Genomic DNA, 14,723 nt, shown 5'->3' with positions numbered 1-14,723 from the left:
AGTCAATGCATGTGTGACTGATCCACCGCTTTCGCGAGCAAGCCCGCTCCCACAGGGGATGTGTGGCGCGTCAGGCCCGCCGCGCAAACGTGTCGCTATGGGTCCCGGAAACCTTCCGGCAATGCACCAGCGCATCGCGAATCATAAAGTTCACCAACGTCGGTGAAACCCCCAGCTCCTTGGCAATATCCTTCTGCGGCACCCCGTGCAGCCGGTACATCTCAAACGCATAACGCGTGCGCTGAGGCAACTCGGTCAAGGCGTCGGCAATGTTCTCCAGCGTCGAAAAGTTGATGTGCGAGGTCTCAGGTGAAGCGCCGTGAATAACCACATTCAAGCCTTCCTCTTCCGTGCCGGAATATTTCAGCTCCAGCGCCTGCTTGCGGTAGTGATCAATAGCCAGGTTGCGCACGATCTGGAACAGGTAACTGAGCTGCGCCTTGAACGATGACGTGATGGTGGGGGCCGATTGCAACCGGAAGTAGGCGTCTTGCACCACGTCTTCGGCGCGGGATCGGCAGCCGGTAATACGCGCTGCGATCTTGACCAGGATCAGTCGATTGTCGACGAAGGCCTGGAGTAGGGGTGAGTCGCACCTGCCTGTGGATACTTGTTCCGTCATGGAAATCACCTTGTTGCAAGAGAAGGTTGGGGGAGGGCGTCCTTGCTGAGGCCTCCTACACATCGGGCAACAAATTATGCTTAATGATAATGATTGTCAAATGAGAAGACGAACTAATCTTATGCTTTATCGAGAGGTGTGAACGGCGTCTCGCTGACTAATTATTTCCCGGTGCCATCCGTTCTCATGGGTGAAAGGCCAGTTAACAAACCGGCCAAGGATCAGCGCCTGGAGGAGGACAAAATGGGTTTTTATCGTGTGAGCGGGAGTGGTCTGAAATGAACACGCCGGCTCGATTACGCCTGTTTTGCCTGCCTTACTCCGGCGCCAGCGCCATGGTCTACAGCCGCTGGCGGCGGGCGCTGCCGGAGTGGTTGCAGGTGCGGCCACTGGAGTTGCCGGGGCGCGGCATGCGCATGGACGAGCCGTTGCAGCGCGATATCAAAAACCTGGCCGGGCAACTGGCTGATGAGATCCGCGCCGAGCTGGACGGCCCCTACGCCTTGTTCGGCCACAGCCTCGGCGGCCTGCTGGCCTTCGAGCTGGCCCATGCCCTGCGCGAACGGGGTGCGCCGCCGCCATTGGCGCTGTTTGCCTCGGGTACCGCCGGCCCGGCCTGTCGCGATGTCAGCGAATACGCCATCGAGAAAAACGACGAACAACTGATCGCCCGCCTGCGGGAACTCAAGGGCACGGGCGAAGACGTGCTGGCCAACGCCGAACTGATGCAGTTGATGCTGCCGATCCTGCGGGCCGACTTCCTGCTGTGCGGCAGTTTCGAATACGGCGAGCGTGAGCCGCTGAGCCTGCCCATCCATGTATTCGGCGGCAAGCAGGACACGGTGCGCGCCGATCAACTGCTGGACTGGCAGCAAGACACCGCCAGCGGTTTCTCCCTCGACATGTTCGACGGTCACCACTTCTTCCTGGTGCAGCACGAGAGTTCCGTACTGCGCTGTGTGCGGCGTTACGCCGACGAACACCTGGCCCGCTGGCGCAATGACGCCGCGCGGCAGATGGCCCGGGCAACCGGCTGAACAAGCCCCCCGGCCACACATTCCCCGATTTCCCAGTAAGCCGATTTCAGGCAGGAACCCCATGATGGACGCCTTCGAACTTCCCCGCACCCTGGTTCAGTCCCTTCAACGCCGCGCCGCGCAAACCCCGGATCGACTGGCGTTGCGCTTCCTTGCCGAGACGGCCGAACAGAGCGTTGTCCTCAGTTACCGCGACCTCGACCTGCGCGCCCGCACCATCGCCGCCGCCTTGCAGGCCGACGCCGGGCTGGGCGATCGTGCGGTGCTGCTGTTCCCCAGCGGGCCGGATTACGTCGCGGCGTTCTTTGGTTGCCTGTACGCCGGGGTCATCGCGGTGCCGGCCTATCCGCCGGAGTCCGCCCGCCGCCATCATCAGGAGCGGCTGCTGTCGATCATTGCAGACGCCGAGCCGCGGTTGCTGCTGACCACGTCCAGCCTCGGTGATTCGCTGGCGCAACTCGAAGGCGCGCCGCAGTTGCTGTGCGTTGACAGTCTCCATGTTGAAATCGCGGGCAATTGGATCGCGCCCAACTTGCAGGACGATGACATCGCCTTCCTGCAATACACCTCCGGCTCCACTGCGTTGCCCAAGGGCGTGCAAGTGACCCACGGCAATCTGGTGGCCAACGAATTGCTGATCCGTCGCGGCTTCGGCATCGACCTGAACCCCGACGACGTGATCGTCAGCTGGTTGCCGCTGTACCACGACATGGGCCTGATCGGCGGGCTGCTGCAGCCGATCTTCAGCGGTGTGCCGTGCGTATTGATGTCGCCGGCGTACTTCCTTGGCCGGCCATTGCGCTGGCTCGAAGCGATCAGCGAATACGGCGGCACCATCAGCGGCGGGCCGGACTTCGCCTATCGCTTGTGCAGCGAGCGAGTCAGCGAATCGGCATTGGATCGCCTGGATTTGAGCAAGTGGCGCGTGGCGTACTCCGGCTCCGAGCCGATCCGCCTCGACACCCTCGAACGCTTCGCCGAGAAGTTCGCCGCCTGCGGTTTTACCCCGAACAATTTCTTCGCCTCCTACGGCTTGGCGGAGGCCACCTTGTTCGTTGCCGGCGGCACCCGTGGCCACGGCATCCCGGCCCTGCGCCTGGACGAACAGGCTCTGGCCGCCAACCGCGCCGAGCCAGGGCAGGGCGCGGCGATCATGAGTTGCGGCACCAGCCAGCCCGCGCACGCGGTGCTGATTGCCGACCCCGCCACCCTGGCGACGCTCCCCGACAATGCCGTCGGTGAAATCTGGGCCACCGGCCCGAGCATCGCCCATGGTTATTGGCGCAACCCTGAAGCCACCGCCAAGACCTTCGTCCAGCACGAAGGCCGTACCTGGCTGCGGACCGGCGACCTCGGGTTTATCCGCGAAGGTGAAGTGTTCATCACCGGCCGGCTGAAAGACCTGCTGATCGTGCGGGGCCACAACCTGTATCCCCAGGACATCGAGCAAGCCATCGAGCGCGAAGTGGAAGTGGTGCGCAAGGGCCGGGTCGCCGCGTTCGCGGTGAATGACCAGGGCCTGGAAGGCATTGGCATCGCCGCCGAAATCAGCCGCAGCGTGCAGAAAATCCTGCCGCCGGAAGCACTGATCAAGGCGATTCGCCAGGCGGTGGCCGAAGCCTGCCAGGAAGCGCCGAGCGTGGTGGTGCTGCTCAACCCCGGTGGCTTGCCGAAAACGTCCAGCGGCAAGGTGCAGCGCTCGGCCTGCCGCACACGCCTGGCGGACGGGAGCCTCGACAGTTATGCGCAGTTCCCCGGCGTGCAGGCGCCGGTCGGCGATGCTGTCCTGCAATCCGAACTGCAAAACCAGATTGCCGCGATCTGGTGCGAGCAATTGCAGGTGACGCAGGTCGCCGCCGACGATCACTTCTTCCTGCTGGGGGGCAACTCCATCAGCGCCACCCAGGTCGTCGCCCAGCTGCGGGAAACCCTCGGCCTGGAACTGAACCTGCGCCTGTTGTTCGAAGCGCCCACCCTGGCTGCCTTCGCCACCAGCGTCGGGCAATTGCAGCAGGACGGCGGCGTGGCCCAAGGCGCAATCCATGGGTTGTCGCGCCAGGAAGACCTGCCGCAATCCCTCGCGCAAAACCGCTTGTGGATCACCTGGCAACTCGACCCGCACAGCAGCGCCTACACCATTCCCGGCGCCTTGCGGTTGCGCGGCGAGTTGGATGAAGACGCGGTGCGCTCAAGCTTCCAGCAATTGATCCAGCGCCACGAAGCCCTGCGCACGCGCTTCTTCGAGCGCGATGGCCAGGCCTTCCAGCGGGTCGACGCCAAGGCTGATTTCGACCTGCAAGTCATCGACCTCAGCGATTTGCCTGCCGCCGAGCGGGAAGCCCGGGCCAAGCAGATTCGTGAAGACGAAGCCCGCACCCAGTTCGACCTGGAGAAAGGCCCGCTGCTATGGGTAACGCTGGTACGCCTGGATGACGAAGACCACCAACTGCTGGTGACCCTGCACCACATCATCGCGGACGGCTGGTCGCTGAACGTGTTGATCGACGAATTCTCGCGACTGTACGCCGCTGCGTCCCAGGGCCAACCCCTGGAGCTGCCAGCGCTGGCCCTGCAATACGCCGACTACGGAAGTTGGCAGCGCCAGTGGCTGGCCGAAGGCGAGGGCCAGCGGCAACTGGCTTACTGGAAACAACAACTGGGCGACGAGCACCCAACCCTGAGCCTGGCCACCGATCACCCGCGTTCGGCGCAGCACCTGCGCAGTGCCTCGCGTCACAGTGTGCGTGTGAGCGCGAGCCTCGGCGAAGCCATTCGCAAGACTGCCCAAAGCCACGAATCCACGCCGTTCATGCTGTTGCTCGCGGCGTTCCAGAGCCTGCTCTATCGCTACAGCGGCCAGCGCGATATCCGCATCGGCGTGCCCAACGCCAACCGTCCGCGCCAGGAAACCCAAGGCCTGATCGGGTTCTTTATCAACACCCTCGTACTGCGCGCCGAACTGGATGCGCGCCTGCCCTTCGCCGAGTTGCTGACGGCAACCCGCACCGCAGCGCTGGGCGCCCAGGCCCATCAGGACCTGCCTTTCGAACAACTGCTGGAAGCCTTCCCCCAAGCTCGGGAACAAGGCCTGTTCCAAGTGATGTTCAACCACCAGCAACGTGACCTCGGCGCCCTGCGCCGCTTGCCGGGCCTGCTTGCCGACGAGCTGGCATGGCACAGCCGCGAAGCCAAGTTCGACCTGCAACTGCACACTGAAGAAGACCGCAACGGGCGCCTGAGCCTGTCCTTCGACTACGCCGATGAGCTGTTCGACGCCGCCACCATCGAGCGCCTGGCCGGGCACTTCATCAACCTGCTGCAAGCCATTTGCGAGCAACCACAACAGGCCATCGGCGACCTGAAGCTGTTGCACGCCGACGAGCAGCGCCAACAACAGCAGTGGAGCGCTGCGCCGTGCACACCGGCGCAGCGCTGGCTGCCGGAACAACTCAACCAACACGTCTCGGAACGCACCGCACTGGTGTGGCAGGACGGCAGCCTGACCTTCGCGCAATTGCACACCCAGGCCAACCGCCTGGCCCATTACCTGCGGGACAAGGGCGTGGGCCCGGACGTGTGCGTGGCCATCGCCGCCGAGCGTTCGCCGCAACTGCTGATCGGCCTGCTGGCAATCATCAAGGCCGGCGGCGCCTATGTGCCGCTGGACCCGGATTATCCCGCCGAACGCCTGGGCTACATGCTCAAGGACAGCGGCGTGCAACTGCTGCTGACCCAAACTTCACTGCTGGAACAACTGCCCACGGCGCAAGGCGTGTGCGTCATCGCCATGGACAGCCTCAAGCTCGACAGTTGGCCGACCCACGCGCCGGGTTTGCACCTCAATGGCGACAACCTCGCCTATGTGATCTACACCTCCGGCTCCACCGGCCAGCCCAAGGGCGTGGGCAACACCCATGCCGCGCTGGCCGAGCGCTTGCAGTGGATGCAAGCCACCTACCAATTGGATGAAACTGATGTGCTGATGCAAAAGGCGCCCATCAGTTTCGACGTGTCGGTGTGGGAGTGTTTCTGGCCGCTGATCACCGGTTGCCGCCTGGTGCTGGCCGGCCCCGGCGAGCATCGCGATCCCCATCGCATCGCGCAGTTGGTGCAGGAACACGGCGTGACCACGCTGCACTTTGTGCCGCCGCTGTTGCAGCTGTTTGTCGACGAACCGTTGGCTGCCGAATGCACCAGCCTGCGTCGCCTGTTCTCCGGCGGTGAAGCGCTGCCTGCCGAGTTGCGCAACCGGGTGCTGGCGCAGTTGCCGGCGGCGCAGTTGCACAACCGGTATGGCCCCACCGAAACCGCGATCAACGTGACGCACTGGCATTGCCAGGCCGAGGACGGCGAGCGTTCGCCGATTGGCCGGCCGCTGGGCAATGTGATTTGCCGGGTGCTGGATGATCAGTTCAAGCCGCTGCCGACGGGTGTGCCGGGTGAGTTGTGCATCGGCGGCATCGGCCTGGCCCGGGGTTACCTCGGGCGTGCGGGGCTGACCGCCGAACGCTTTGTCGCCGACCCGCTGGGCGAGGCGGGCGCACGCCTGTATCGCACCGGTGACCGCGTGCGCTGGAGCACCGATGGGGTACTGGAATACCTCGGACGCCTGGATCAGCAGGTCAAGTTGCGCGGCTTCCGTGTCGAGCCTGAAGAAATCGAAGCCCGCCTGCTGGCTCTCGACGGCATCGCCCAAGCGGTGGTGCTGGTGCGGGAAACCGCAGCCGGTGCGCAGTTGATCGGTTACTACACCGCCAGCGAACCGTTGGATGAACAGGACGTAAAAACCGCCCTGGCCGCCGAGCTGCCGGAGTACATGGTCCCGGCGCAGTTGATGCGCCTGGACGCGATGCCCCTGAGCCCAAGCGGCAAACTGGATCGCCGCGCCTTGCCGGAACCGGTGTGGCAGGTACGTGAGCACGTCGAACCTGAAACAGCGCTGGAACAGCAAATCGCCGCGATCTGGCGTGAAGTCCTGGCGCTGCCACGCATCGGCCTGCGGGACGACTTCTTCGCCCTTGGCGGCCATTCGTTGCTGGCCACGCAAATCATCTCCCGCACCCGCCAGGCCTGTGACGTCGAACTGCCGTTGCGCACGCTGTTCGACGCCAGCGAGCTGGGGGCTTTCGCCGAGCAGGTCCGGCTGATCCAGTCCGCCGGGCAACGTAACCAACAGCTGGCCATCGGCAAGGTCGACCGCAGCCAACCGGTGCCACTGTCCTATTCCCAGCAGCGCATGTGGTTCCTCTGGCAGATGGAGCCCGACAGCCCGGCGTATAACGTCGGCGGCATGGCGCGCTTTCGCGGGGTGCTGGACGTGGGCCGTTTCGAGGCGGCGTTGCAGGCCTTGATCATGCGTCATGAAACCCTGCGCACGACTTTCCCGAGCATCAATGGCGTGGCGCAGCAGAAGGTTGCGGCGCAAACCGGCGTGCGCATGGATTGGCAGGATTTCTCGGCGTTCAGTGAGGCCGAGCGGCAACGGCGTGTGCAGCAACTGGCCGATCATGAAGCCCACACGCCGTTCAATCTGGAGACCGGTCCACTGCTGCGCGCCTGCCTGGTCAAGGCCGGCGAGCAGGAACATTACCTGGTGCTGACCCTGCACCATATCGTCACCGAAGGCTGGGCCATGGACATCTTTGCCCGTGAACTCAGCGCGCTGTACGAAGCGTTCATCGACGATCGCGAATCGCCACTGGCGCCACTGCCGGTGCAGTACCTCGACTACAGCGTGTGGCAGCGCCAGTGGCTGGAGTCCGGCGAACGCCAGCGCCAACTGGATTACTGGACCGCGCAACTGGGCACCGAACACCCGCTGCTGGAACTGCCGGGCGACCGGCCGCGTCCGCCGGTGCAAAGTCACCAGGGCGAGCTGTACCGTTTTGATTTGAGCGATGACCTCGCCGCCCGCGTGCGTGCCTTCAACGCCGAACGCGGCCTGACCCTGTTCATGACCATGACCGCCACCCTTGCGGTATTGCTCTACCGCTACAGCGGCCAGACTGACCTGCGCATCGGTGCGCCGGTGGCCAACCGGATTCGCCCGGAAAGCGAAGGGCTGATTGGCGCATTTCTCAACACCCAGGTGCTGCGTTGCCAGCTCAACGGGCAGATGAGTGTCGGCGAACTGTTTGACCAGGTTCGCCACACCGTGATCGAAGGCCAGTCCCATCAGGACCTGCCGTTCGACCACTTGGTGGAAGCCCTGCAACCAACCCGCAGCGCGGCGTACAACCCGCTGTTCCAGGTGATGTGCAACGTGCAGCGCTGGGAATTCCAGCAGAGCCGCACCCTGGCCGGGATGACCGTCGAATACCTGGCCAACGACGCCCGCGCCACCAAGTTCGACCTCAACCTGGAAGTCACTGACCTCGATCATCGCCTGGGTTGCTGCCTGACCTACAGCACCGACCTGTTCGACGAGCCGCGCATTGCGCGCATGGCGGCGCATTGGCAAAACCTGCTGGAAGCCTTGCTTGCCGATCCGCAACAGCGCCTGAGTGAGTTGCCGTTGCTGGAGGCTGGCGAACAGCGCGCCCTGCAAGACAGCCTCGGCATTGAAGCCGGCGAGCATCGCCTCGACCAGTGCATCCATCACCTGTTCAGCGAGCAGGCCCTGGCCCGTGCCGATGCACCGGCGTTGACCTTTGCCGGGCAGACCCTGAGCTACAGCGAACTCGACAGCCGTGCCAATCGCCTGGCCTGGATGCTCCGCGAGCGCGGCGTGGGCCCGCAGGTGCGGGTCGGCCTGGCGTTGCCGCGTTCGCTGGAAATGGTCGTCGGCCTGCTGGCAATCCTCAAGGCCGGCGGCGCCTATGTGCCGCTGGACCCGGAATACCCGCTGGACCGCCTGCACTACATGATCGAAGACAGTGGCATCGGCCTGTTGCTCAGCGATGCCGCGATGTTCGACGCATTGGGCGAACTGCCTGAGAGTGTCGGCCGCTGGTGCCTGGAAGATGACCTGCTGACCCTGGCGGACTACCCGGCAAGCGAGTTGCCTTTCATCAGCCTGCCGCAACATCAGGCCTACTTGATCTACACCTCCGGTTCCACCGGCAAGCCCAAGGGCGTGGTGGTGTCCCACGGCGAAATCGCCATGCATTGCCAGGCGGTGATCGAGCGCTTCGGCATGCGCCCGGATGACTGCGAGCTGCACTTCTATTCCATCAACTTTGACGCTGCCACCGAGCGTCTGCTGGTGCCGTTGCTCAGTGGCGCCCAGGTTGTGTTGCGGGCCCAGGGCCAGTGGGACGCGGAAGAAATCTGCGGGCTGATTCGTCGGCACCGCATCAATATCCTGGGCTTCACCCCAAGCTATGGCAGCCAGTTGGCGCAATGGCTGGCCACGCAAGACCAGACCCTGGCGGTGCGCATGTGCATCACCGGCGGTGAGGCCCTGACCGGCGAACACTTGCAGCGCATTCGCGCGGCATTCAAGCCGGCGCTGTTTTTCAACGCCTATGGTCCGACTGAAACCGTGGTGATGCCGTTGGCCAGCCTGGCCCCGGAAGCCCTGGAAGAGGGCGCCGGCAGCGTGCCGATCGGCAGCATCATCGGCGCGCGTGTGGCCTACATTCTGGATGCGGATCTGGCGCTGGTGCCGCAAGGCGCGACCGGCGAGTTGTACGTCGGCGGTGCAGGCCTGGCCCAGGGGTATCACCAGCGTCCGGGCATGACCGCGGAGCGCTTTGTCGCGGACCCGTTTGCCACGAACGGCGGTCGCCTGTATCGCACCGGTGACCTGGTGCGCCAGCGTGCCGATGGCCTGGTGGAATACCTCGGTCGTATCGACCATCAAGTGAAGATTCGTGGTTTCCGCATCGAGCTGGGGGAAATTGAAACCCGCCTGCTGGAACACGAGGCGGTGCGTGAAGCGGTGGTGTTGGCGCTGGACTCTCCGAGCGGCAAGCAGTTGGTGGCCTATCTGGTCAGCGACCAGGAGCAGGGCGCGCTGCGTGAATCCCTAAAGGCGCATCTGAAAGCGCAGCTGCCGGACTACATGGTGCCCGCGCACCTGATCGTTCTCGACAGCATGCCGCTGACCGCCAACGGCAAACTCGACCGCCGCGCCTTGCCGCAGCCGGACCCCGAGGCGAATCGTCAACAGTACGTGGCGCCGCGCAACGAGCTGGAGCAAACCCTGGCGGCCATCTGGTGCGCGGTACTGAACGTGCAACAGGTAGGCCTTGACGACAACTTCTTCGAGTTGGGCGGCGACTCGATCCTGTCGATCCAGGTGGTCAGCCGGGCCCGGCAGGCGGGGATTCATTTCAGTCCGCGTGATTTGTTCCAGCACCAGACCGTGCAAACCCTGGCCGCCGTGGCGACCCGCAGCGAGCAGGTCAGCGCCGAACAAGGCGTGTTGACCGGCGCGTCCGGGCTGACGCCGATCCAGCACTGGTTCTTCGACACCGACATCCCGGAGCGCCAACACTGGAACCAGGCATTGCTGCTGGAGCCGGTTCAGGCCCTGGAACCTCATCGCCTGGAGCAAGCGTTGCTGGCGGTGCTGGAACATCACGACGCCCTGCGCCTGAGCTTCACCCAGCGCGACGCCCAATGGCACGCCGAACACTTGGCGGTGCCGGAAGGCGGCCTGCTGTTGCAAGCCCAGGTGGCGGACATGGAGCAGTGCGGCGCGCTGTTCACCGACACCCAGCGCAGCCTCAACCTCGCCCATGGCCCGTTGTTGCGCGCGTTACTGGTGGACGGCCCGCAAGGCCAGCGCCGGCTGCTGATCGCGATCCATCACCTGGTGGTGGACGGCGTTTCCTGGCGGGTATTGCTGGAAGATTTGCAGACCGTGTATCGCCAGTTGAGCGACGGCCAGCCGGTCAACCTGCCGGCCAAGACCAGCGCCTTGCGCGACTGGGCGGCGCGGTTGCAGGCGTATGCCGGCAGCGAATCCCTGCGTGAGGAGCTGCACGTGTGGCAGCAACAGTTGGCCGGCCCTGCCGTTGAGTTGCCGGTGGATCGCCCACAGGGTTCGCTGCGCAATCGCGACGCCGATACCGTCAGCGTGCGCCTGGATGCCGAGCGCACCCGCCAGTTGTTGCAGCAGGCGCCAAGTGCCTACCGCACCCAGGTCAACGATTTGCTGCTGACCGCCCTGGCCCGTGTGCTGTGCCGTTGGAGTGGCCATGAATCCGCATTGATCCAGCTGGAAGGCCACGGCCGCGAGACCCTGTTCGACGAGATCGACCTGACCCGCAGCGTCGGCTGGTTCACCAGCGCCTACCCGCTGCGCCTGACCCCGCTGCATATCGAAGAGGCCGCCGGGCAGGGCGCCTCGATCAAGGCGATCAAGGAGCAACTGCGCGGCGTGCCCCACAAAGGGTTGGGTTATGGCGTGCTGCGCTACCTGGCCGACGACCTGTGCCGCCAGACCATGGCCGCGTTGCCGACCGCCAGTATCACCTTCAACTACCTCGGCCAGTTCGACCAGAGCTTTGGCGCCGACGCACTGTTCCACCCGCTGGACGAGTCCGCCGGGATCGCCCACGACCCGGACGCGCCGTTGCCCAACGCGCTGAGTGTCGACAGCCAGGTGTACGGCGGTGAGCTGGTGCTGCGCTGGACCTTCAGCCGCGAGCGTCACCACAGCCAGACCATCGCTGAACTGGCGGACGCTTACCTGGCGGAACTGCAAAGCCTGATCGAACATTGCCTCAAGGCAGACGCGGGCGGCCTTACGCCGTCGGACTTCCCGCTGGCGCACCTGACCCAGGGGCAACTCGATGCGCTGCCGGTGCCGGCCAATGCCATCGAAGACGTGTACCCGCTGACCCCGATGCAGGAAGGCTTGCTGCTGCACACCCTGCTGGAACCGGGCACCGGCCTCTACTACATGCAGGACCGCTACCGCATCAACAGCGCCCTGGACCCCGAGCGTTTCGCCCAGGCCTGGCAGGCGGTGATCGCCCGTCATGAAGCCTTGCGCGCCTCGTTCTGCTGGAACGTCGGCGAAGACATGTTGCAGGTTATCCACAAGCCCGGCAGCACGCCGATCGAGTACCTCGACTGGAGCCAGGAGCCGGAAAGCGAGCAGGAACCGCGCCTGCAAGCGTTGCTGAAAAGCGAGCGTGAAGCCGGTTTCGATCTGCTTAACCAGGCGCCCTTCCACCTGCGGCTGATCCGCGTAGGCGAAGCCCGCTACTGGTTCATGATGAGCAACCACCACATCCTGATCGATGCGTGGTGCCGCTCGCTGCTGATGAACGATTTCTTCGACATCTACATGGCCCTCGGCGAAGGTCGCGAAGCGCAACTGGCGACGCCACCGCGTTACCGCGATTACATCGCCTGGCTGCAACGCCAGAACCTCGCCGAGGCGCGCCAGTGGTGGCAGCAGAACCTGCAAGGGTTCGAACGCACCACACCGATTCCGAGCGACCGGCCGTTCCTGCGCGAGCATGCCGGCCACAGCGGCGGCATGGTGGTAGGCGACTGCTACACCCGCCTGGATGTGCGCGACGGCGCGCAATTGCGCGAGCTGGCCCAGGCTCATCAATTGACGGTGAACACCTTCGCCCAGGCGGCATGGGCCCTGGTGCTGCGGCGCTTGAGTGGCGATCGCGACGTGCTGTTCGGCGTCACCGTGGCAGGGCGCCCGGTAGAAATGCCCGAGATGCAGCGCACTGTCGGGCTGTTTATCAACAGTATCGCCTTGCGGGTCAAGCTGCCGGAGGACGATCAGCAGTGCAGCGTGCGCCAATGGTTGAGCGGCCTGCTCGACAGCAATATGCAACTGCGCGAGTACGAGTACCTGCCGCTGGTGACCATCCAGGAGCACAGCGAACTGCCGAAAGGCCAGCCGCTGTTCGACAGCCTGTTCGTGTTCGAGAACGCCCCGGTGGAAGTCTCGGTACTGGACCGTGCGCAAAGCCTGAATGCCACCTCGGATTCCGGTCGCACCCACACCAACTTCCCGCTGACGGCCGTGTGCTACCCGGGCGATGACCTGGGCTTGCACCTGTCCTACGACCAGCGTTATTTCGATGAAACCACCGTGCAAGGCATGCTCGCTGAATTCAAGCGGCTGCTGCTGGCGCTGGTGCAGGGCTTCCATGGCGACATGGCCGACTTGCCGCTGATTGGCGAGCAGGAGCGTGAGTTCCTGGTGGACGGCTGCAACCAGAGCGAGCATGAATATCCGCTGGAGCGCAGTTACATCGAGCTGTTCGAAGCCCAGGTGGCACAGCATCCACAGCGGATTGCCGCCAGTTGCCTGGATCAGCAATGGACCTACTCTGAGCTGAACCGGCGCAGTAACCGCCTGGGTCATGCGCTGATTGCCGCGGGTGTCGGGCTGGACCAACCGGTGGCGTTGCTGGCTGAACGTAATCTGGATTTGCTGGGCATGATCATCGGCAGCTTCAAGGCCGGCGCGGGTTACTTGCCGCTGGATCCGGGGCTGCCGACCCAGCGCTTGAGCCGGATCATCGACCTCAGTCGTACGCCGTTGCTGGTGTGCACCGAGGCTTGTCGGGAACAGGCGGATCTGTTGCTGGAAGAGTTTGCCTGTGGCTCGCGACCGAGGCTGCTGGTGTGGGAGGAGCTGGTGGGTTCAGAGCAGAACCCGGGCATCTACAGTGCGCCGGATAACCTGGCCTACGTGATCTACACCTCGGGCTCCACTGGCCTGCCCAAGGGCGTGATGGTCGAACAGCGCGGCATGCTCAATAACCAGTTGAGCAAGGTGCCGTATCTGCAACTGACTGAGCACGATGTGATCGCCCAGACCGCCTCGCAAAGTTTCGATATCTCGGTGTGGCAGTTCCTCGCGGCGCCGCTGTTCGGGGCGCGGGTGGACATTGTGCCGAATACCATTGCCCATGATCCGCAAGGCTTGCTCGCTCACGTCCAGGCCCAGGGCATTACCGTGCTGGAAAGCGTGCCGTCACTGATCCAGGGCATGCTCGCCCAGGAGCGCATGAGCCTGGATGGCTTGCGCTGGATGCTGCCGACGGGTGAAGCGATGCCGCCGGAACTGGCGCACCAGTGGTTGCTGCGTTATCCGCAGATTGGCCTGGTCAACGCGTATGGCCCGGCGGAATGTTCGGACGACGTGGCGTTCTTCCGCGTCGACCTGGCGTCGACCCGTGGCACTTATCTGCCGATTGGTACGCCGACCGACAATAACCGGTTGTACCTGCTGGACGGTGCGCTGGAACTGGTGCCTCAAGGCGCCGTCGGCGAGTTGTGCGTGGCCGGGACCGGCGTGGGTCGTGGTTATGTCAGCGATCCGCTGCGCACGGCGCAAGCGTTTGTGCCGAATCCATTGGGTGCGGACCGGTTGTATCGAACAGGGGATTTGGCCCGCCGTCGCAGCGACGGTGTGTTGGAGTACGTCGGGCGCATCGACCATCAGGTGAAGATTCGCGGTTACCGGATCGAGCTGGGTGAAATCGAAGCGCGCCTGCATGAGCAGCCTGAAGTGCGGGATGCGGCGGTGGGCGTGCAGGAGGGCGTCAACGGCAAGCATCTGGTGGGCTACCTGGTGGCGGCGGATGCGCAGCTCAACCCGGGTGAGCGCCTCGATCGCATCAAGCAACGCCTGCGGGCCGAGCTGCCGGAATACATGGTGCCGTTGCATTGGTTGTGGCTCGACCGGTTGCCGCTGAACGCCAACGGCAAGCTGGACCGCAAGGCCTTGCCGGCACTGGAGATCGGCCAGTTGCACAGCCAGGAATATCTGGCGCCGCGCAATGAGCTGGAGCAGACGCTGGCCGGGATCTGGGCCGAGGTGCTCAAGGTCGAGCGCGTCGGCGTGCAGGACAACTTCTTCGAACTGGGCGGGCATTCGTTGCTGGCCACGCAGATAGCTTCACGGGTGCAGAAGACGCTGCAGCGGGATGTGCCGTTGCGGGCGATGTTCGAGTGCAGCACGGTGGAGGCGTTGGCGGGGTATATCGACGGGCTGGCGGCGAATGAGATCAGCGCCGAGAAGGTGGATCGGTTGAGTGATTTGATGGCGGAGCTGGAGGGTTTTTAACTCGGATCGCAACGCGCCACTCGTCGGGTGGCGCGGTTTTTAAGGTTCGAACTGTGAATTCTGA

General features: G+C 64.2%; 3 protein-coding genes. 2 read left to right on the top strand and 1 reads right to left on the bottom strand.

The features are described from left to right. Positions 1-70 precede the first annotated feature (70 nt). Positions 71-622 carry an RNA polymerase factor sigma-70 gene (locus tag ACW9I6_RS16085; protein WP_003209024.1) on the bottom strand — a complete coding sequence of 184 codons (552 nt, stop codon included), beginning with the start codon at positions 620-622 and terminating at the stop codon, positions 71-73. A 278-nt stretch (positions 623-900) separates the two neighbouring features. Between ACW9I6_RS16085 and ACW9I6_RS16080 the strand changes: the two genes are divergently transcribed. Beyond that, the gene (locus ACW9I6_RS16080; RefSeq protein WP_003209023.1) at positions 901-1,659 is read left to right on the top strand and encodes a thioesterase II family protein; all 759 of its coding nucleotides are present in this window, start codon (positions 901-903) and stop codon (positions 1,657-1,659) included. Between the two features lie 61 nt (positions 1,660-1,720). Then, the gene (locus tag ACW9I6_RS16075; protein WP_457339525.1) at positions 1,721-14,659 is read left to right on the top strand and encodes a non-ribosomal peptide synthetase; all 12,939 of its coding nucleotides are present in this window, start codon (positions 1,721-1,723) and stop codon (positions 14,657-14,659) included. Positions 14,660-14,723: the final 64 nt, after the last annotated feature.

The sequence above is a fragment of the Pseudomonas sp. SDO5522_S412 genome (genome assembly GCF_054071215.1).
Note: the sequence above shows the minus strand (reverse complement) of the source record. Positions and strands in the feature narration are given on the sequence as shown.